The organism is Lichenicola sp., assembly GCF_965198575.1.
Classification (GTDB): Bacteria; Pseudomonadota; Alphaproteobacteria; order Acetobacterales; family Acetobacteraceae; genus Lichenicola.
Map to the genome: position 1 here is coordinate 3,816,630 of NZ_OZ240671.1, position 18,705 is coordinate 3,835,334.

At 69.4% G+C, this 18,705-nt stretch carries 21 protein-coding genes; 17 read left to right on the forward strand and 4 right to left on the reverse strand.

Features of this window, described 5'->3' with window-relative positions:
- Positions 1-185: 185 nt before the first annotated feature.
- The 8 genes from ffh to leuB are packed head-to-tail and all read left to right on the forward strand — an operon-like array spanning position 186 to position 6,902.
- Entirely contained in the window at positions 186-1,565 is a 1,380-nt protein-coding gene (ffh, locus tag ACOEQ2_RS17250) for a signal recognition particle protein (RefSeq protein WP_419729177.1), read from the forward strand.
- A 53-nt stretch (positions 1,566-1,618) separates the two neighbouring features.
- A complete protein-coding gene (gene rpsP, locus ACOEQ2_RS17255; protein WP_419729178.1) occupies positions 1,619-1,963 on the forward strand; it encodes a 30S ribosomal protein S16 in 345 nt (114 codons plus the stop codon).
- A gap of 34 nt (positions 1,964-1,997) precedes the next feature.
- Positions 1,998-2,573 (forward strand): ribosome maturation factor RimM, encoded by a 576-nt coding sequence (rimM, locus tag ACOEQ2_RS17260; RefSeq protein WP_419729179.1) that lies wholly within the window; start codon positions 1,998-2,000, stop codon positions 2,571-2,573.
- Positions 2,570-3,316: a tRNA (guanosine(37)-N1)-methyltransferase TrmD gene (trmD, locus tag ACOEQ2_RS17265; RefSeq protein ID WP_419729180.1), complete on the forward strand. Its 747-nt coding sequence runs from the start codon at positions 2,570-2,572 to the stop codon at positions 3,314-3,316. The genes rimM and trmD overlap by 4 nt, the downstream gene beginning before the upstream one ends.
- 22 nt (positions 3,317-3,338) lie before the next feature.
- Complete coding sequence (gene rplS, locus ACOEQ2_RS17270; protein WP_419729181.1) at positions 3,339-3,728, forward strand: 50S ribosomal protein L19; 390 nt, start codon at positions 3,339-3,341, stop codon at positions 3,726-3,728.
- Positions 3,729-3,748: 20 nt separating this feature from the next.
- Entirely contained in the window at positions 3,749-5,152 is a 1,404-nt protein-coding gene (leuC, locus tag ACOEQ2_RS17275; protein WP_419731264.1) for a 3-isopropylmalate dehydratase large subunit, read from the forward strand.
- A complete protein-coding gene (leuD, locus tag ACOEQ2_RS17280) occupies positions 5,152-5,778 on the forward strand; it encodes a 3-isopropylmalate dehydratase small subunit (protein ID WP_419729182.1) in 627 nt (208 codons plus the stop codon). Before leuC ends, leuD begins: the two co-directional genes overlap by 1 nt.
- A gap of 11 nt (positions 5,779-5,789) precedes the next feature.
- The gene (gene leuB, locus ACOEQ2_RS17285) at positions 5,790-6,902 is read left to right on the forward strand and encodes a 3-isopropylmalate dehydrogenase (protein ID WP_419729183.1); all 1,113 of its coding nucleotides are present in this window, start codon (positions 5,790-5,792) and stop codon (positions 6,900-6,902) included.
- Positions 6,903-6,908: 6 nt separating this feature from the next.
- Here the strand turns inward: leuB and ACOEQ2_RS17290 are convergent, their stop codons facing one another.
- The gene (locus ACOEQ2_RS17290) at positions 6,909-8,840 is read right to left on the reverse strand and encodes a hypothetical protein (protein ID WP_419729184.1); all 1,932 of its coding nucleotides are present in this window, start codon (positions 8,838-8,840) and stop codon (positions 6,909-6,911) included.
- A gap of 96 nt (positions 8,841-8,936) precedes the next feature.
- Complete coding sequence (rpsU, locus tag ACOEQ2_RS17295; RefSeq protein WP_084440514.1) at positions 8,937-9,140, reverse strand: 30S ribosomal protein S21; 204 nt, start codon at positions 9,138-9,140, stop codon at positions 8,937-8,939.
- 229 nt (positions 9,141-9,369) lie between these two features.
- Between rpsU and def the strand changes: the two genes are divergently transcribed.
- The gene (gene def, locus ACOEQ2_RS17300; RefSeq protein WP_419729185.1) at positions 9,370-9,918 is read left to right on the forward strand and encodes a peptide deformylase; all 549 of its coding nucleotides are present in this window, start codon (positions 9,370-9,372) and stop codon (positions 9,916-9,918) included.
- Positions 9,915-10,586, forward strand: a complete 672-nt coding sequence (locus ACOEQ2_RS17305) for a COQ9 family protein (RefSeq protein WP_419729186.1) — start codon at positions 9,915-9,917, stop codon at positions 10,584-10,586. The genes def and ACOEQ2_RS17305 overlap by 4 nt, the downstream gene beginning before the upstream one ends.
- Here the strand turns inward: ACOEQ2_RS17305 and ACOEQ2_RS17310 are convergent.
- Entirely contained in the window at positions 10,583-11,485 is a 903-nt protein-coding gene (locus ACOEQ2_RS17310; protein ID WP_419729187.1) for a branched-chain amino acid aminotransferase, read from the reverse strand. The two genes, ACOEQ2_RS17305 and ACOEQ2_RS17310, sit on opposite strands and share 4 nt — an antisense overlap.
- Before the next feature lie 253 nt (positions 11,486-11,738).
- Between ACOEQ2_RS17310 and ACOEQ2_RS17315 the strand changes: the two genes are divergently transcribed.
- The 3 genes from ACOEQ2_RS17315 to ACOEQ2_RS17325 all read left to right on the forward strand — a co-directional run bounded on the left by ACOEQ2_RS17315 (position 11,739) and on the right by ACOEQ2_RS17325 (position 14,535).
- Positions 11,739-12,242, forward strand: a complete 504-nt coding sequence (locus tag ACOEQ2_RS17315; RefSeq protein WP_419731265.1) for a MarR family winged helix-turn-helix transcriptional regulator — start codon at positions 11,739-11,741, stop codon at positions 12,240-12,242.
- Positions 12,242-12,973 carry a response regulator gene (locus tag ACOEQ2_RS17320; RefSeq protein ID WP_419729188.1) on the forward strand — a complete coding sequence of 244 codons (732 nt, stop codon included), beginning with the start codon at positions 12,242-12,244 and terminating at the stop codon, positions 12,971-12,973. Before ACOEQ2_RS17315 ends, ACOEQ2_RS17320 begins: the two co-directional genes overlap by 1 nt.
- Positions 12,974-13,185: 212 nt before the next feature.
- Complete coding sequence (locus tag ACOEQ2_RS17325) at positions 13,186-14,535, forward strand: ATP-binding protein (protein ID WP_419729189.1); 1,350 nt, start codon at positions 13,186-13,188, stop codon at positions 14,533-14,535.
- A 4-nt stretch (positions 14,536-14,539) separates the two neighbouring features.
- On the opposite strand, the gene ACOEQ2_RS17330 is transcribed toward ACOEQ2_RS17325, so the two are convergent.
- Positions 14,540-15,121, reverse strand: a complete 582-nt coding sequence (locus tag ACOEQ2_RS17330; RefSeq protein ID WP_419729190.1) for an outer membrane protein assembly factor BamE — start codon at positions 15,119-15,121, stop codon at positions 14,540-14,542.
- Between the two features lie 198 nt (positions 15,122-15,319).
- Here ACOEQ2_RS17330 and ACOEQ2_RS17335 point away from each other — a divergent pair, with 198 nt between their 5' ends.
- From ACOEQ2_RS17335 to ACOEQ2_RS17350, 4 genes are all read left to right on the forward strand, one after another.
- A complete protein-coding gene (locus ACOEQ2_RS17335) occupies positions 15,320-15,991 on the forward strand; it encodes a DUF177 domain-containing protein (protein ID WP_419729191.1) in 672 nt (223 codons plus the stop codon).
- A 175-nt stretch (positions 15,992-16,166) separates the two neighbouring features.
- Entirely contained in the window at positions 16,167-16,370 is a 204-nt protein-coding gene (rpmF, locus tag ACOEQ2_RS17340; protein WP_419729192.1) for a 50S ribosomal protein L32, read from the forward strand.
- A 139-nt stretch (positions 16,371-16,509) separates the two neighbouring features.
- Complete coding sequence (gene plsX, locus ACOEQ2_RS17345) at positions 16,510-17,631, forward strand: phosphate acyltransferase PlsX (protein WP_419729193.1); 1,122 nt, start codon at positions 16,510-16,512, stop codon at positions 17,629-17,631.
- 84 nt (positions 17,632-17,715) lie between these two features.
- Positions 17,716-18,678, forward strand: a complete 963-nt coding sequence (locus tag ACOEQ2_RS17350; protein ID WP_419729194.1) for a beta-ketoacyl-ACP synthase III — start codon at positions 17,716-17,718, stop codon at positions 18,676-18,678.
- Positions 18,679-18,705: the final 27 nt, after the last annotated feature.

Sequence of the window (18,705 nt, forward strand, 5' to 3'; positions counted from 1 at the left end):
CCGCTTGCTGTTGTGACGAGCCTCATCATCTTCCGGATCGACGGTGGAGGCGAGGGGCGGAGGCGGTGCTGCGGGGCTGTCCGGTTTGACACGGGCGGGCTGGTTGTTTAGGCACCGCGGCAATCACAAACGTCGCTCCGCGAAGGCTCGCGCAGCGGCGCCTTTTCGTTTGGGGCCAGTTCACCGTGTTCGACGCGCTGTCAGGCAAGCTCACCGGGGTGTTCGACAAGCTTCGCCAGCGCGGTGCGTTGTCCGAAGCCGACGTCACGGAAGCCATGCGCGAGGTGCGTCTGGCAATGCTGGATGCCGACGTCGCGTTGCCGGTGGTGAAGGACTTCACCAACAAGGTGCGCGAGCGGGCGATCGGCCATGAGGTGCTGGACAGCATCTCGCCCGGCCAGGCCGTCGCCAAGATCGTCAACGACGCGCTGATCGACGCCCTCGGTGGCGCCGGCGCGGTGCCGCTGAACCTGAATGCAGCCGCCCCGATCGCCATCCTGATGGTCGGGCTGCAGGGCTCCGGCAAGACCACCACCTCGGGCAAGATCGCGCTGCGGCTGCAGACCCGCGAGCGCCGGCGGGTGCTGCTGGCCAGCCTCGACACGCAGCGTCCGGCGGCACAGTTGCAGCTCGCCCAGCTGGCCGAGAAGGCTCGCGTCGCCTCGCTGCCGATCGTGCCGGGCGAGACGCCGGTGCAGATCGCGCGCCGTGCGATGGAGACCGGTCGGCGCGAGGGCTTCGACATCGTCATCCTCGACACCGCCGGGCGGCTGTCGATCGACGAGGCCTTGATGGCCGAGGTGCGCGACATCCGCGCCGAGACCAATCCGACCGAGACGTTGCTGGTGGTCGATGCGATGACCGGCCAGGACGCGGTGAACACCGCCAAGTCGTTCAACGAGGCGGTCGGCGTCACCGGCATCGTCATGACGCGTATGGATGGCGATGCGCGCGGCGGTGCTGCGTTGTCGATGCGCCATATCACCGGCGCGCCGATCAAGCTGACGGGATCCGGCGAAAAGCTCGAGGCGCTGGAGGAATTCCATCCCGAGCGCGTCGCCGGCCGCATCCTCGGGCTCGGCGACCTGGCCGGGCTGGTGGAGAAGGCGTCGGAGACGCTGGATCACGAGGAGACCGAGAAGCTCGCGCTGAAGATGATGCGCGGCAAGTTCGATCTCGACGACTATGCCGCCCAGATCAGGCAGATCGACAAGATGGGCTCGATCGGCGGCATTCTCGACATGCTTCCAGGCATGGGCAAGATCAAGGACCAGATCGGCGAGAAGGGTCTCGATACGAGGGTCCTGAAGCGCCACACCGCGATCATCTCGTCGATGACCAAGGCGGAACGTCGCACGCCCGACATCATCAAGGCGTCGCGCAAGAAGCGGATCGCCGCCGGATCGGGTGCCACGGTGCAGGAAGTCAATCGCCTGCTCAAGCAGTTCGACGACATGTCCACCATGATGAAGCGGATCAACAAGCTCGGCGCGAAGGGTCTGATGCGCCACGGGCTGTCCGCGCTCATGCCCAAGGGATCGATGCCGCCGCAGCGTCCACACTGACGTAGCGCCGCGCATCATTGTTTTTTTGACGATCAAGTCTGGAGAATTTCACTATGAGCCTGAAAATCCGCCTCGCCCGCGCCGGTGCCAAGAAGCGTCCGTACTACCACATCGTGGTGGCCGACAGCCGCAGCCCGCGCGATGGCCGCTTCATCGAGAAGGTGGGCAGCTACAACCCGATGCTGCCGGCCGAGCATGACGACCGCGTGCATCTCGCCGGCGAGCGCATCCTGCACTGGATGAGCCAGGGCGCGCTCCCGACCGATCGCGTTGCCCGCTTCCTCGGCAAGGCCGGCCTGACCGCGATGCCGACCTACCAGGAGCAGCCGAAGCAGTCGGCGCCGAAGAAGAAGGCGCAGGAGCGCGCGGCCGCCAACGCCACCGCAGCCGCCGCCTGATCTGCGGCAGTCGCGTGGATAACCGGACGATCCAGTGAGCGAGCAGCGCATCCTGATGGGCGTGGTGGGACGGCCGCATGGCGTGCGGGGGCTGGTGCATGTGCACAGCTACGCCGCCGTGCCGTCGGACCTCGCGCGCTATGGCGTGCTGACCGACGAACGCGGCGGCGCGTGGACGCTGCGCTGGCGCGGCGAGGGTATCGCCGAGCTGATCGATGCGACCGGCGCGGTGCTGAAGGATCGTGACCAGGCCGCAACGCTTGCCAACCGGAAGCTCTATGTCGAGCGCGACCGGCTGCCCGAGCCGGATGCGGACGAGTTCTACCTCGCCGACCTGATCGGGCTCGCTGCGGTCGAACGCACGGGCGACGGCGAACGGCTGCTGGGCACGGTGCTGGCGGTGCATGACTACGGTGCAGGCACCAGCCTGGAGGTCGGCGATGCCGGCCGCAGCGTGATGCTGCCCTTTACCCGCGCCTGCGTGCCGGAGATCGAGATCGGGGTCGGCCGCATCGTCGTGGTGATGCCGGACGAGATCGAGGTGCCGGACGCGGCGTCGCTGGAGGCGCATGGCAGCGTTTCCGCGGGGCAGGGCGAGGTGTCGCCATGAGCTGGCGCGCGGTGGTGCTCACGCTGTTCCCGGAGATGTTTCCGGGCCCGCTCGGCCAATCGTTGGCAGGGCGGGCGCTCAAGGACGGCATCTGGTCGCTGCAGGCGCACGACCTGCGCGAGCACGGTCTGGGCCGTCATCGCACCGTCGACGACACGCCGTTCGGGGGTGGCGCCGGCATGGTGATGCGCCCGGACGTGGTGGACGCGGCCATCGCGCACGCCAGCGCCGACGCACCCGACCTGCCGGTGGTGTACCTGACCCCGCGCGGTCGCCGGCTCGACCAGGCGGATGCGCGTCGGCTGGCGGCAGGTCCCGGCATCGTCTTGCTGTGCGGCCGCTACGAAGGCGTCGACGAGCGGGTGCTGGAAGCGCGGCAGGTCGAGCAGCTCAGCATCGGCGACTACGTGCTGTCCGGTGGCGAGCCGGCTGCGCTGGTGCTGCTCGATGCCTGCGTGCGGCTGCTGCCCGGCGTCATGGGCTCCGACGACAGCGCCGGCGAGGAGAGTTTCTCGGACGGGCTGCTGGAATATCCGCACTACACCAAGCCGGCGGAGTGGCAGGGGCGATCGGTGCCGCCGATCCTGCTCTCCGGCCATCACGCCTCCATCGCCGCCTGGCGCCGCACCCAGTCGGAGGACGCGACACGCACGCGTCGTCCTGACCTGTGGGCCGCGCACGCCGGCGCTGCATCGCCTGACCACCGAATTCGGTTGCCGGTTTCACCGCGCGGCCATAACTGACCCGAAGCAGAGGACCACCACCATGAACGTCATCCAGCAATACGAGGCCGAGCAGATCGCCCGCCTCACCGAGGCCCGCGCAGTGCCGAAGTTCGCACCCGGCGATACCGTCCGCGTGTCGGTGAAGGTGGTCGAGGGCGAGCGCACCCGCGTGCAGGCCTATGAGGGCGTGGTGATCGCGCGCTCGAACAAGGGCCTCGGCAGCAACTTCACGGTGCGCAAGATCTCCTACGGCGAGGGCGTCGAGCGCGTTTTCCCGCTGTATGCGCCGACCATTTCCGAGATCTTCGTGGTGCGCCGCGGCGATGTGCGTCGCGCCAAGCTGTATTATCTGCGTGGCCGTCGCGGCAAGTCCGCACGCATCGCCGAGAAGGCCCGCGAGATCGTTCCGGCCGCAACCGCCGCGGAATAGACGCAGTCGCCACCAGGAGGATCGCCATGCCGACGCTGTTCGACAAGATCTGGGAAGCGCATGTCGTGGACCGGCTCGAGGATGGCACGGCGATCCTCTATATCGACCGTCACCTCCTGCATGAGGTGACCAGCCCGCAGGCGTTCGAGGGCCTGCGCCTGTCCGGCCGTCGGCTGCGTCGTCCGGACGCCACCATCGCGGTGGTCGACCACAACGTGCCGACGACCGATCGCAGCCTGCCGATCGAGGAGCCGCAGAGCCGGCTGCAGATCGAGACGCTGGAGCGCAACGTCGCCGAGTTCGGGGTGCCGTACATCCCGCTGATGTCGCGTGAGCAGGGCATCGTGCACATCATCGGGCCGGAGCAGGGGCTGTCGCTGCCCGGCATGACGATCGTCTGCGGCGACAGCCACACCTCGACGCATGGCGCCCTCGGCGCACTGGCATTCGGCATCGGCACGTCCGAGGTCGAGCACGTGATGGCGACGCAGACACTGCTGCAGAAGCCTGCGAAGAACATGAAGGTGTCGGTCGAGGGCACGCTGGCGCCGGGCGTCACCGCCAAGGACGTGATGCTGGCGATCATCGGCCGCATCGGCACCGCCGGCGGCAACGGCCACGTCATCGAGTTTGCCGGCTCGGCGATCCGCGGGCTCGACATGGCCGGGCGCATGACGATCTGCAACATGTCGATCGAGGCCGGCGCACGGGCCGGGCTCGTCGCGCCGGACGACACCACCTTCGCCTATGTCGAGGGCCGCCCGTTCGCGCCGAAGGGTGCCGATTTCGAGGCGGCGGTCGCGTATTGGCGCACCCTGCCGTCCGATCCCGACGCCCAGTACGATACCGTGGTGGAGCTGCGCGCCGAGGAGATCGTGCCGCTGGTCACCTGGGGCACCAGTCCCGAGGACGTGGTGGCGATCACCGGCACGGTGCCCGACCCGGCAATGGCCACGGATGATGCCCGCCGCAGCCAGATGCAGCGGATGCTGGACTACATGGGCCTGACCGCGGGGCAGAAGCTGTCCGAGGTCACCGTCGATGCGGTGTTCATAGGCTCCTGCACCAACGGCCGCATCGAGGACATGCGTGCGGCTGCCTCTGTCGCCAACGGGCGGCGTGTGGCGCCGGGCGTGCGGGCGATGGTGGTGCCCGGCTCCGGCCTGGTAAAGGCGCAGGCCGAGCAGGAAGGGCTGGACCGGATCTTCCTCGACGCCGGCTTCGAATGGCGCGAGGCAGGCTGCTCGATGTGCCTGGGGATGAACCCGGACAAGCTCACGCCCGGGCAGCGCTGCGCCTCCACCTCCAACCGCAACTTCGAGGGGCGGCAAGGTCCGGGCGGCCGCACGCATTTGCTGTCGCCGGCGATGGCGGCGGCGGCGGCGGTGACAGGCCGGCTCGCCGACGTGAGGGACCTCGTCTGATGGACAAGTTCACCACGCTGACGGCGATCGCGGCACCGCTGCCGGAAGCCAACATCGACACCGACAAGATCATCCCGTCGCGCTTCCTGAAAACCATCCAGCGCTCGGGCCTCGGCCGGCACGCGTTCGACGCGATGCGCTACAACCCGGACGGCAGCGAGAAGCCGGATTTCGTGCTGAACCAGCCGGCCTACCGGCACGCGCAGATCCTGATCACCTACGAGAATTTCGGCTGCGGCTCGTCGCGCGAGCATGCGCCGTGGGCGCTGCTCGATTTCGGGCTCCGGTGCGTGATCGCGCCGTCGTTCGCCGACATCTTCCACAGCAACTGCTTCAAGAACGGCATCCTGCCGATCCAGCTGCCGCGCGAGATCTGCGAGCTGCTGATGCGCGACGCCGCACAGGGCCCGAACAGCCGCATCACCATCGACTTGGCGCGCCAGGTGGTGGTGCGGCCGGACGGCCAGGAAATCGCCTTCGAGGTCGACGCGCTGCGCCGTCACCTGCTGCTCGAGGGCCTCGACGATATCGGCCAGACCCTGCAACGCGCCCCCGCGATCGACCGGTTCGAGCAGACCCGCGCAGCGACCGCGCCCTGGATGCCCGGCATCGCCATCCCCGCCTGAGGCACCCGACCATGGCTGCGAACAAGAAGATCCTGGTGCTGCCGGGCGACGGCATCGGCCCCGAGGTGATGCGCGAGGCCGGCCGCGTGGTCGGCTGGCTGTCCCGCAAGCGCGGCATCAGCTTCGACATCAGCGAGGATCTCGTCGGAGGCGCCTCGCTCGACGCTCACGGCGTGCCGATCCGCGACGAGGTCATCGCCCAGGCGCGCGAGGCCGATGCGGTGCTGTTCGGCGCAGTTGGCGGCCCGAAATGGGCGGACGTGCCGTTCGAGCAGCGTCCCGAGGTGGCGATCCTGCGGCTGCGGCAGGAGCTCGGCCTGTTCGCCAACCTGCGCCCGGCGATCGTGCTCGATCCGCTGGTGGATGCCAGCACGCTGAAGCCGGACGTGGTGCGCGGCCTCGACATCATGATCGTGCGCGAGACCGTCGGCGGCATCTATTTCGGCGAGCCGCGCGGGATCGAGACGCTGGCCGACGGCAGCAGGCGCGGCGTCAACACCGAGGTGTACACGACCTTCGAGATCGAGCGGGTGGCGCGGGTCGCGTTCGACCTGGCCCGGAAGCGCGGCAACCGGGTGTGCTCGGTCGAGAAGTCCAACGTGATGGAGAGCGGCCTGCTCTGGCGTCAGGTGGTCTCGGCGCTGCAGGCGCGCGAGTTCCCGGACGTGGAGCTCAGCCACATGCTGGCCGATAATTGTGCGATGCAGCTGGTCCGCAACCCGCGCCAGTTCGACGTCATCGTCACCGGCAACCTGTTCGGCGACCTGCTGTCCGACCTCGCCTCGATGCTGACCGGCAGCCTCGGCATGCTGCCCTCGGCGACGCTCGGCACGCTGGACGAATACGGTCGCCGGCCGGCGCTGTACGAGCCGATCCATGGCAGCGCCCCGGACATCGCCGGCACCGGCCAGGCCAACCCGTTGGCGCAGATCCTGAGCCTGGCGATGCTGCTGCGCTATTCGTTCGCGCTCGATGACGAGGCCGGGCTGATCGAGCGTGCCTGCACCACCGTGCTGGCGAATGGCCTGCGCACCGCCGACATCATGAGCAGCGGCAAGGCCCGCGTCGGGACCAGCGTGATGGGCGAGGCGGTGCTGCGCGAACTGGACAAGGTCGCGGACTGATCCGGCTCACGATGCAGCTCTACGCTGCTTTCGTGGCCGCCTGACCAGGGCCTGGCCGAGCAGGAACAGCACCACCGACCAGGCCAGGATCTCGCCGACCCACCGGAGCGTGAAGCGTACGCCGAGCCCGGGGGTGGTGGCTTTCGGGGGCAGCATGACCGGGATGACGCCGGTCGCCGTGGCCGCGGTATCGATCTCGCGCAGATGGCCGTCCAGTTCGATACGGGCACGGCCTTGGCCGGGGCCGGACGCGAACCGCACCTCGATGTCCCGGCGCGGCATCGACAGCGTCTCGACCAGGGCCGGCGCGTTGGGCACCGCGTCGAACCCCCAGTCGCGGAATGTCCAACCGCCATCGGCACGGTGCCCGCCGAACAGCCGGCCCATCCAGTCCGGCTCGGTGGCGTCATGCACCGCGAGCAGCCGCACCGGCCCGCCGCCGATCGCCTGGACACTGACCCGTCGCGTCGTCGTCGGCAGTTGGAAGTCGTGGGCCGTCAGCACCAGGGCCCCGGACACGGCGACCATGCCGAGCGTGAACCACGTCGCGCTGCGGGATGCCTTCAGTGTGCGGGAGGTCGTGCGACAGCGGCCGGCATGCGTGCAAAGCACCGCCAGCGTGACGCCGAGTACGGCGCAGAAGCCGCTCCAGCTGTAGTAGCGATATTCCGCCGACACGCCGTAGGCGAAGAAGCCGAGCAGGTAGATCAGGCCGGACAGCATCAGCGCGGTGCCCAGGCCCGCGGTCCCCTCGAACGGCCGCTCCAGCCGGAGCATCAGCAGCAGACCGACCGCCGACAGCAGCACGGCGATCCATGGCCGTGAGACCGCCAGGTCGAGCCGGGACTGCACGTAGGCTTTCCAGGTCGCTGCCCACCAGGCCGGCGGATGCGGCGCCGCATCGTTCCAGGGGCTCGGCGTCGGCCAGAACATCGCCGGCGAGTTCGGCTGGAACATGGCACGCTGGAACGAGGCGAGCTGGATCGAGACGAAGCCGAGCGGGTGCGCCGCCAGCGCGTGCAGCCAGCTCCGGGTCATGGCCCGGCTGTTCCAGAGGCCCTGCGTTTGCAGCGCGTCGAGGATGAAGCTGCACCGGCCGGTCGACGCGGCGTCCCACTGCACCGGCGAGTAGCAGCCCTCGACGATCCGGCGCGACTGCTCGGGCGTCCATCGGCCGGGCAGCAGGGTTTCATGCTCGCGGAAGGACAGCGCCAGCAGGTTGTAGGTCTCGATGCTGTCGAAGACGCCGGTCCGGGCGGCACCGGTGGCGGCGGTCTCGAACCGGTCGATCACCGGCAACGACACCAGGATCATGATGCAGAGCGCGATCGTCCGGGCAGGCTTCCGGCGCGGGCCGGTCGTCGTCCACCGATTGGCATGGAGCAGCAGCGGCACGACGCAGAGGATGGCATTCAGGCGGGTCAGCACGCCGAATGCCAGGCAGAGATTCGCCGCCACCTGGCAGCAGAGCCGGCTGCCTGTGCCGTGCATCCGGTGGGCGGCCCAGCCAAGCGTGGCACCGGCCAGCAGCCAGCCGACCAGCATGGTGTCGATCTGCACATTGCCCAGGAAATTGCACACGCCTGGGACCAGCGGCAGCAGTGCGATGACGAGTGCGGCGTCGCCGAACGAATGCCGCAACGACAATGCCAGCGCAAGGAAGCTGCCCCAGATGAGCAACGTTTCGAGCAGCAGGTAGCCCGCAGCACCCGGCAGCAGGTGCAGCAGCAGCGACCAGACGATGACGGTGAAGACCTGATGCCAGTCATCGAGTCGGCCGGTAACCGCCTGCTGCAATTGCATGGCGGAGTCGATCGAAAGGAAGCCCGGGAACGAGGCGGACACCACCCAGCCGGCTGCAAGGATCGCCGAACCGGCGCAGAGAATCGGCAGGAACCACGGCCGGAAGCGATCAGGCCGGTCTGCCGTCACGACCACGGTGGCGGGCTCATCAGACGGCCTTTCGACAAAGCAAAAGCCGCAGCCACGAGGTGGCTGCGGCTTTTGCAGATCTGCTTCGACGCTCTGGTCGGGCTAGAAGCCTTCGCGCTCCAGGCGCTTGCGCTCCATCTTGCGGGCGCGGCGAACCGCCTCGGCAGCCTCGCGGGCGCGTCGCTCGGACGGCTTCTCGTAGTGCCGGCGCAGCTTCATCTCACGGAAGATGCCTTCGCGCTGCATCTTCTTCTTGAGCGCCTTGAGCGCCTGATCGACATTGTTGTCACGAACGAGAACCTGCACTTGGCCGTCATCTCCTGAATGGACGTGCGGCGCCGCATTGGGGGGCGTCGAACGTGGCTGGATGTTCGGGGGACCACGGACGCGGCTTCCCGAAGAGCCGCGGCGTATAGCATGACGACCTGCCGATGCACAAATCATTCGGCGACCAGGTGCGGGTGGGCTGCGTTGTGCCGCCTGAGCGGGCACACTCCACGGCACGCGCTCCGGACACCACGCTCGAGGATATTGCATGGCCTTGCTGAAGATCGCCCGGATGGGCCACCCGGTGCTGCTTGCCCGCGCCGAGCCGGTCCAAGATCCGACCTCGCCCGCGATCGCCCAGCTGGTCGAGGACATGATCGATACCATGGAGGATGCGTCCGGCGCCGGCCTTGCGGGTCCGCAGGTGCACATCCCGCTGCGGCTGTTCGTGTACATGGTGCCGGCCGCGCGCAGTGCCGGGCCGGACGATCCGCCACGTGCCGTCGAGGCGCTGATCAACCCGGTGCTGACCCCGATCGGCGACGAGATCGTGGTGCAGACCGAGGGCTGCCTGTCGATCCCGGGCTTCCGTGGGGCGGTGCCGCGCCATGCCCGGGTGCGCTACGAGGGGCTCGACCGGCACGGCCGGCCGGTATCCGGCGAGGCTTCGGGGTTCCTGGCCCTCGTGCTGCAGCATGAAAACGACCACCTGGACGGGATCCTGTATCCGATGCGCATGACTGATCTGCGGCTGCTCGGCTTCGACGCCGAGATCACCCGCTACGGCCTGGCCACGACTCCGGGAGCCGCATCATGAGCGGCCTGCTCGGCGCCATCATGCCGCCCTGGCGGATGCTCGGGAGCGTCTCGAACCTGCTCAGCGGAGCCAATGGTGGCTTCGCGCCGCCGCTGCCGCACGACCCCGAGCGCGACGCGGCGATCCTGGCGATGCTGCCGATGGTGCCGATCACCGGCTGGACCGTGCAGACGCTGCGTGACGCCGCCGGCCCGGATGCCGACCTGCTATTCCCGGGCGGTCCGGCGGAGATGGTGGAGGCGCATAGCGAGCTCGCCGACCGCACCATGGAGCAGGCCGGCGCGGCCATCGCCGAAACGCGGGTGAGCAAGCGGGTGCGGGCGCTGCTGCTGCTGCGACTCGAGCAGGCCGAGCTGGATCGGGACGCGGTGCGACGCGGCCTGTCGCTGCTGTCGCTGCCCGGCAATCGTGGAGCCGCCGTCCGCAGCCTGGCCCGCACCGTCGACACGATCTGGCACGCGGCCGGCGACCAGTCCGCCGATGCGAGCTGGTACAGCAAGCGGCTGCTGCTGGCCGGGGTCTATTCGGCGACGCTGCTGTACTGGCTGCGGGAAGGCAGCGGGCCGGCGACCGAGGCGTTCCTCGATCGACGGCTCGCCGATGTCATGCGGCTAGGCCGGCTCGGCAAGCGTCGCCCGCTCGATACCGTGCGCCGTCCGACGCCCTAGGCGGCGAGGGCGAGCCGCACCGCGTCGGGGTTCATCCGCACCAGTGCCTCGTAGTCGGTCAGCAGGGTGTGGGTGATCGCGCCGGGCTCGAAGCTGAGCTCGCCGATCTGCCGCACCGGGGTGACTTCGGCGGCGGTGCCGGCCAGGAACACCTCGGTCGCCTTCGACATCTCCTCGGGCATGATCACCCGCTCGATCACCGGGATCTGTCGCTTGTGCGCCAGCGCCATCACGGTACGGCGGGTGATGCCGTCGAGGAAGCAATCCGGGATCGGGGTGTGCAGCGCGCCGTCCATGACGAAGAAGATGTTGGCGCCCGTGGCCTCGGCCACATAGCCGCGCCAGTCCAGCATCAGCGCGTCGTTGAAGCCCTGGGTCTCGACCTCGTGCTTCGACATCGTGCCGGTCATGTACAGGCCGGCCGCCTTCGAGCGGGTCGGCGCGGTCTCCGGATGCGGCCGCTTCCACGGCGCCATGCCGAGGCGCACGCCCTTCATCCGATCGGAGCCGAACAGGTTCGGCCACGCCCAGCACGCGATCATCAGGTGGATCCTGGTCGCCTGTGCCGACACCGACAGCTGCTCCGAGCCGCGCCAGGCGAGCGGGCGGATATAGGCGTCGGTCATGCCGTTGGCCTCGAGCACCCTGGTGCAGGCGGCATCGATCGCATCGGCGTCGAAAGGGATCTCGAAGCCCAGGATGCGGCCGCTCTCGATCAGCCGGTCGGTATGCTCGCGCAGCTTGAAGATGTGGCCGGCGTAGGCGCGCTCACCCTCGAACACGGCACTCGCGTAATGCAGACCGTGGGTGAGCACGTGCAGCTTGGCGTCGCGCCACGGGATCAGCTCGCCGTCCCACCAGATCAGCCCATCCCTGTCGTCGAACGGAACGAGTGTCATCGGGCGGATCCTCTTGGCTGTCTGTCCCGGTTGCCTAGAAGGCGGCTTTCATTATGTCAATGAAGCTGTCTTAACTCGCGTTCCGCAACTGCGCATGAGCGATCGAATGGAGCAGAAGAGCGTCGCGCTGAACCGGTCCGGAGCGCATGCGACGCGAGCCGAGCCGCGCCCTTCAAGTGCCGGGCTCCCCGGCCAGGGGCACGCCGAGGGTGGCGGTGCCGGTACGGCGCTGCTGTTCCTGCGCGAGGAGCAGATGCGACTGGCGCAGGACCTGTTCTTTTTTGCCTATCGCGACCTGACCGCCGCCGCCGACGCGATTCTGTCCGAGCTCGGGCTCGGGCGCGCCCACCACCGCGCGCTGCATTTCATCGGGAGGCGGCCGGACATCGCCGTGAACGAGCTGCTGTCGCTGCTGGGGATCACCAAGCAGAGCCTCGCCCGCGTGCTGGGCGAGCTGGTGACGCGGCACTACGTGGTGGTGGTGCAGGGGCCGCGCGATCGCCGCCAGCGCCTGCTCAGCCTGACCGACGCGGGCCATGATCTCGAGCGGCGGCTGTTCGAGCGGCAGCGCGAGCGGATGCTGGCAGCCTATCGCGATGCCGGCGGCCCGGCGGTCGAGGGCTTCCGCCGGGTGATGCGCGGGATGATGGACGAGCAGACCCGCAGCCTGCTGGAGCCGCAGCCCGACCTGGCCAGGAGCGCGCGGCCGGCTGCACGGGCTCCGGCTGCTTCGGTGCTGCTGCGACGGCCGCTCTGATGGGCGATGCCCCGGCGCCGGCGCTCGATGCGGCGGCCCATGTCCTGGTGGTGGACGACGATGCCAGGCTGCGCGGCCTGCTGCAGCGCTACCTGGCCGAGCAAGGCTTCCGCATTTCCACCGCCGCCAGTGCCGCCGACGCCCGGAAGCTGCTGGGCTCGATGCGGCCCGACCTGATGGTGCTGGACGTGACCATGCCGGGCGAGAGCGGCCTGGAGCTCACCCGCGCGCTGCGGGAGGAGGGCCACGACATGCCGATCCTGCTGCTGACCGCGCGCGGCGAGCCGGACGACCGTATCGCCGGGCTCGAGGCCGGTTCGGACGACTATCTCGGCAAGCCGTTCGAGCCGCGCGAGCTGCTGCTGCGGCTGCGGGCCTTGCTGCGACGGATCGGGCCGCCGGCGCCGAGCGATAATGCCCGCCCGGTGCGACTCGGCGTGCTGGAGTTCGATCCGGTGCGCGGGTTGCTGGAGGGGATGCACGGCGATGAGCGTCGGACCGTGCACCTGACCGGCGGCGAGGCGGCGCTGCTGACGGTGCTGGCGCGGCATCCGAACGAGGTCCTGTCGCGCGAGGCGATCGCCCGCACGCTGGAAATGGACGAGGCCGGCGAGCGCGCCATCGACGTGCAGGTCACCCGGCTCAGGCGCCGCATCGAGACCGATCCGCGTGAGCCACGCTTCCTGCACACGGTGCGCGGCCGCGGCTACGTGCTGAAGCCCGGGGCGTGAAGGCCGCTCGCCCGGAGGAGCGGCTGCTGCCGCCGGAGCCGGTGCAGCCTCCGTCGCGCGCCTGGGCATGGGCGGCCTCGCGTACGAAGCGCGAACGGACGGCCAAGGCGCGGTGGTGGCGCATGCGCCCTTCGAGATCACGACTTGGGGGCTTGCGATTGGGGGGCTTGCGATTGGGGGGCAAGCGACTTGCGGGCAAGCGACTGAGGGGCTTGCGACTGGCCGGCCTGCGACTGGACCGGCCGATCCGGCGGGTGCTGCCGCGCTCGTTGCTCGGCCGGTCACTGCTGATCCTGCTGATCCCGCTGCTGGTGACGCAGGGCATCTCGCTCGAGCTGTTCTACGGCAGCCACCTCGACGTGGTGTCGCGGCGGCTGTCAGGCGCCGTCGCCGGCGAGATCACCCAGACGCTGCTGCTGCTCGACCGCATGCACCGCAAGAGCGACGTCGACTGGCTGCTGCAGACCGCCGACAGCCAGTTCCAGCTCGGCATGACGCTGCACCCGCATGCCCGCCTGCGCCGCGTGGGCTCGACGCATGTGCTGGGGCCGATGGACGAGGACCTGGCGGCAGCCCTGCTGCAGATCGGCCGGCCGTTCTATGTCGACTGGCTCACCGACCCGCACACGGTGAACATCCAGATCCAGCTGCGCGACGGCGTGCTCGATGTGGCGGCGCCCCGGAAGCGGCTGGATGTCGGCCCGATCTGGCTGTTCGTGGTGTGGGTCGCCGGCAGCGCGCTGCTGCTGTTCGTGGTCGCCGCCCTGTTCATGCGCAACCAGGTGCGTGCGATCCGGCGCCTGGCACGGGCCGCGGAGGCGTTCGGCATGGGCCGCGATCCGGGCCCGATCCGGCCGGAGGGGGCGCAGGAGGTGCGCAAGGCGGCCAGTGCCTTCAACCGCATGCAGGAGCGCATCCTGCGGTTCGTGGCGCAGCGCACCGCGATGCTGGCGGGCGTCAGCCACGACCTGCGCACGCCGCTGACCCGGATGCGGCTGACCCTGGCGATGTTGCCACAGGAGGGACGGCTCGACGCGGCATCGCTGGCGCCCGACATCGGCGGCATGGTGGCCGATCTCGCCGAGATGGACCGGATGATCGAGGGCTATCTCTCCTTCGCGCGCGGCGAGGGGGTGGAGCAGGCCGAGCCGGTCAACCTGACGGTCATGCTGGAGGAGGTGGCAGCCGCCGCCAGGCGGGCCGGCGCCGAGGTGCTGGCGGTGTCGGTGCCGCCGATGCGCGACATCGTGCTGCGGCCGGGCGCCATCCGTCGGGTGCTGGCGAACCTCCTGGAGAACGCGCGCCGGCATGGCGGCCGGATCATGCTGAGTGCTGCGGCCGATGCGCGCGCGGTGATGCTGCTGATCGACGATGACGGCCCCGGCATCCCGGCCGACCGCCGCGAGCAGGTGTTCCGGGCCTTCGAGAGCGGATCGGACAGCGGCAGCACCGGGCTCGGGCTGACCATCTCGCGCGACATCATCCACGCGCATGGCGGCGACATCAGGCTGGAGAGCAGCCCGTTGGGCGGTCTCCGGGTCTCGATCAGGCTGCCCTACTAGGGCGTCAGGGCAGCGTGTTGCCGGCGCCGCCATGGCCGGCGCCGTTGTTGCTGCCCATCGGTCCGGAGGTGCCGCCGAGGGTGTCGCCGCCGAGGCCCATCGGGTTGTAGCGGCCGACATTGCCGATCAGCTGCTGCATGAACGAGGCGTCGCTGCCCGGCGACGGTGTGGTCTGGGTGACCATTGCGACGTTGTGGCCATCCGCCTTGTCGAGGCGGCGGATCTGGCGCAGCACCCCGCCCTGGTCGAAATTCAGCACCAGGACCTGCTGGTGCTGCACGGTCGGCCGGGCCAGCGGTACCGGTGCGGTGACCTCGGCGATATAGAACCAGGTGTTGTCGTCGAAGGTGGCCTTCGAGGTGGGCGAGCCGAGCAGGGAGGTCACGTCGGCGCGGGTCGTCGTGCCGGGGACCAGCTTCCTGTAGTCCTCCTGTTCGACCACCTGGCCGCGGTCGGTCGGGATCGGTGCGAACAGGCTGCAGCCCGACATCGCCAGCGGCGAGAGCAGCAGCATCGCGCCGACGCATCGGGCAAGATGGGTCCGGGCGGAGTTGAGGGGGACGCTGGTTTTGGCGATCGATCGCATGACCTGGCGACTATCCTCATCTCATGATGGCGGCCTTTGCTCGGGCACACCGACATGCTCTGGTCGAGCGATCGACCGGCATGAGCGTCCGGTGCCCGATCGCCCGGGCGGTGTCAATCATTCCGATTGGTGGGCGGGCCTGCATACTGGCCCAGGCGTCGCCCGGAACGGGCATCCGTCAGAACAGGAGAAGTGCGCATGACGGCCAAGCCGGAACTGTCCCGTCGGATCGCGGTCCGCAGCCTTGGCGTCAAGGCACCGGGTGCCGGTCGCAAGCAGGGCAGCGCTGCCGAGGACGTGGCACTCGAGGTGCTGGTCGAGGCCGACCCGGCCGAGCGGCTGGCCCTGGCGCAGCGCCTGCACGAGCCGTCGGTGGAGGCGTTCTCCTGCCGGTTCCGCCTGTCCGCGGCCGACCCGGCCGGCGTGATCGAGGCGGACGGACTGCTTACGGCCCAGCTCAGCCGCACATGCGTGGTGACGCTGGAGGATTTCCCGGCGGTCGTGGCCGAGCAGTTCCGGATCCGCTTCGTGCCGGCCGAGCGCTCGGCCGACGAGGTCGATCTCGACCTCGACCTGGAGGCCGATGACGATGTCCCCTACGGCGGGACGGGCATCGATCTGGGTGAGGCGGCGGTCGAACAGCTGGCCCTGGCGCTCGATCCGTATCCGCGCAAGCCGGGCGCCGAGCCGCCGCCTGGCGTGGTTCGCGGCGATCCTCCGACCGGCGCCGCAGGCCTGGACCTGCCGCCCGGGGAACGCCTGGAGGCGGTTGCCGATTTGGACGGTGTCGCCTCGATGGACGCCCCCGACCCGGACCGGCGTCCGCATCCGTTCGCAGGACTCGCACGTCTCAAGCGCCCGCCGGACTAGGTTCGGCCGACCGGTGCTGCCGGATCCGGAGCCTCTGCTTGCGGAGCCGGTGCACGTCTGGTAGAGGGCCCGGCTCATCTGAAGCGCATCCGCCACAGGCGTCCCGACGATCGGGTCTGCCATCGCGCGGTCCGCATCTGCCTGTCGTGTTGTAAAACTGGAGGGGCTCAGGCCCATGGCTGTTCCCAAGAGAAAGACCTCGCCCTCGCGCGCCGGCATGCGTCGGAGCCATCAGGCGCTGCCGGTCGAAGCCCACAACGAGTGCTCGAATTGTGGCGAGCTGAAGCGTCCGCATCACGTCTGCGGGCAGTGCGGACATTATGACGGGCGCGAAGTCGCCCAGGCCGGCAAGGCCCTGAAGGCAGCCATCCGGGTCTGACCAGAGGCGGGATCACGATGCGCGTTGGTTCGGGCGGGCCTGTCGGCATCGATCGATGCCGGGCGTGATGAGCGAGGACGGGCCGACAGCGCAGGGTGCAACCGGAGCTGACGCAGCCCTGGTTGCTCCCAAGGCGGCCATGTTCTCGCTTGCCGTCGACGCGATGGGCGGAGACGGCGCACCTGAGATCGTGATCGACGGACTGGCCATCTCGGCCGAGCGCCATCCCGCGGCCCGCATCCTGCTGATCGGCGACGAGGCACGGCTGCTGCCGCTGCTGGCGCGGTCGCAGGCGGCACGGGCAATCTGCACGGTGCGTCATGCCCCCGGGATCATCACCAACGAGATGAAGGGCACCTCGGCCCTGAGGCTCCGCGATTCCTCGATGCGCCTGGCGATGGACGCAGTGGCCCAGGGCGAGGCGCAGGGCGTGGTTTCGGCCGGCAACTCCGGCGCTTTGCTGGCGCTCGCCAAGATCGTGCTCAAGACGATGCCGGGCATCGATCGGCCGGCGCTCTCGGCGATCAGCCCGTCCGCCTGTGGCGATGTCGTGATGCTCGATCTCGGCGCCAACGTCGCCTGCGACAGCCGCAACCTGGTCGAGTTCGCCGTCATGGGCGAGGCCTTCGCCCGGGTGGTGCTCGGACTGCCGGCGCCGACCATCGGCCTGCTCAATGTCGGTTCCGAGCAGATGAAGGGCGACGACCGGATCCGCCAGGCAGCCGACGTCCTGCGTGCCAGCCCGCTGGCCGGCCAGTTCTATGGCTTCGTCGAGGGCCACGACATCACCGCCGGAACCACGGACGTGGTCGTCACCGATGGCTTTACCGGCAACGTGGCGCTCAAGACCGGGGAGGGCGCCCTCAAACTCGCCGGCACGCTGCTGAAGCAGGTGTTCAACGCCAACATGATGTCCAGGCTGGGGTACGTGCTGGCGCGGCCGGGGCTCGACCGGATGCGCGAGTGGCTCGACCCGCGGCGCTATAATGGGGCCGTGCTGCTCGGGCTGAACGGGGTCGTGGTGAAGTCGCATGGCGGCACCGACGCCGAGGGCTTCGCGCACGCCGTGGACGTGGCGATGGACATGGTCGTGCATAACTTCAATGACCGGATCCGTACCGGCATCGCGGAACTCGGGCGCGTGGCCGCGGCCACGGCACCACCCGCGTCCGGAGTGGGCGGCGCCGCGACGGCCGACGATGCGACGACCAGCCTCGCCCCCACCGACCACGCAGCGAGCCGGCTGGCGACCACCGGCTGAGCGAAGCCACCGTTCCAGAGGCGATGATCGATCGTCCCGGAACGCCGGCGCACCTGCTTCTCAATGACTGGATCCCGCACCCGCATGTCGCATCGCTCCACCCTCATCGGCGTCGGCACCTATCTTCCGGAGCGGATCGTCAGCAACACCGAACTGGCCGAACGGGTCGATACCTCGGACCAGTGGATCCGCGAGCGCACCGGCATCGCGCAGCGGCATCTGGCGGCACCACACGAAACCGCTGCGTTCATGGCCACCGCGGCGGCGCGTGCGGCGCTACGCCATGCCGAGATCGACCCGGGCGAGGTCGACGCGATCCTGCTCGCCACCAGCACGCCGGACCAGGCGTTCCCGGCCACCGCAGTGCGCGTGCAGGCGGCGCTCGGGCTGACCCGCGGCTTCGCCTTCGATCTCTCGGCGGCCTGCAGCGGCTTCATCTACGCGCTGTCGGTGGCCGACTCGCTGATCCGGACAGGACAGGTGCGGACCGTGCTGGTGATCGGCGCGGAAGTGTTCTCGCGCCTGCTGGACTGGAGCGATCGCGCCACCTGCGTGCTGTTCGGCGATGGCGCAGGCGCCGTGGTGCTGCGCGCCGGCCCGGCGGACGGGCGGGGGATCCTGTCGACGCACCTGCATTCGGAGGGCAGCACCGGCGACCTGCTGTATGTCGATGGGGCGATCGGCCGCCCCGAAACGTCCGGCTTCCTGCGCATGAACGGGCGGGAGATTTTTCGCCATGCGGTCGCCAAGCTGGCAGGTGCGGTCGACGAGGCGCTGGCGGCGAACGGGCTCGGCTATGACGACGTCGACTGGCTGGTGCCGCACCAGGCCAACAAGCGCATCATCGACGCCATGGGCAAGAAGCTCGGGCTGCCGCCGGAGCGGGTGGTGGTGACGGTAGATCGCCACGCCAATACCTCCGCCGCCTCGATCCCGCTGGCCTTCGCCGAGGCGGTGCATGACGGCCGCATCGGGGCGGGCGACCTGGTGCTGATGGAGGCGCTCGGCGGCGGCCTCACCTGGGGCTCGGCGCTGCTGCGGATGTAGCGTTCGGGAGACACCGGGCGGTTGCGT

What these genes read in the sequence shown, in the direction of transcription:
- rpsP (WP_419729178.1), top strand. Translation starts at nt 1,619, where the DNA reads ATGAGCCTGAAAATCCGCCTCGCCCGCGCCGGTGCCAAGAAGCGTCCG.
- trmD (WP_419729180.1), top strand. Translation starts at nt 2,570, where the DNA reads ATGAGCTGGCGCGCGGTGGTGCTCACGCTGTTCCCGGAGATGTTTCCG.
- rplS (WP_419729181.1), top strand. Translation starts at nt 3,339, where the DNA reads ATGAACGTCATCCAGCAATACGAGGCCGAGCAGATCGCCCGCCTCACC.
- leuD (WP_419729182.1), top strand. Translation starts at nt 5,152, where the DNA reads ATGGACAAGTTCACCACGCTGACGGCGATCGCGGCACCGCTGCCGGAA.
- leuB (WP_419729183.1), top strand. Translation starts at nt 5,790, where the DNA reads ATGGCTGCGAACAAGAAGATCCTGGTGCTGCCGGGCGACGGCATCGGC.
- def (WP_419729185.1), top strand. Translation starts at nt 9,370, where the DNA reads ATGGCCTTGCTGAAGATCGCCCGGATGGGCCACCCGGTGCTGCTTGCC.
- ACOEQ2_RS17305 (WP_419729186.1), top strand. Translation starts at nt 9,915, where the DNA reads ATGAGCGGCCTGCTCGGCGCCATCATGCCGCCCTGGCGGATGCTCGGG.
- ACOEQ2_RS17310 (WP_419729187.1), bottom strand. Translation starts at nt 11,485, where the DNA reads ATGACACTCGTTCCGTTCGACGACAGGGATGGGCTGATCTGGTGGGAC.
- ACOEQ2_RS17315 (WP_419731265.1), top strand. Translation starts at nt 11,739, where the DNA reads ATGCGACTGGCGCAGGACCTGTTCTTTTTTGCCTATCGCGACCTGACC.
- ACOEQ2_RS17320 (WP_419729188.1), top strand. Translation starts at nt 12,242, where the DNA reads ATGGGCGATGCCCCGGCGCCGGCGCTCGATGCGGCGGCCCATGTCCTG.
- ACOEQ2_RS17330 (WP_419729190.1), bottom strand. Translation starts at nt 15,121, where the DNA reads ATGCGATCGATCGCCAAAACCAGCGTCCCCCTCAACTCCGCCCGGACC.
- ACOEQ2_RS17335 (WP_419729191.1), top strand. Translation starts at nt 15,320, where the DNA reads ATGACGGCCAAGCCGGAACTGTCCCGTCGGATCGCGGTCCGCAGCCTT.
- rpmF (WP_419729192.1), top strand. Translation starts at nt 16,167, where the DNA reads ATGGCTGTTCCCAAGAGAAAGACCTCGCCCTCGCGCGCCGGCATGCGT.
- plsX (WP_419729193.1), top strand. Translation starts at nt 16,510, where the DNA reads ATGTTCTCGCTTGCCGTCGACGCGATGGGCGGAGACGGCGCACCTGAG.
- ACOEQ2_RS17350 (WP_419729194.1), top strand. Translation starts at nt 17,716, where the DNA reads ATGTCGCATCGCTCCACCCTCATCGGCGTCGGCACCTATCTTCCGGAG.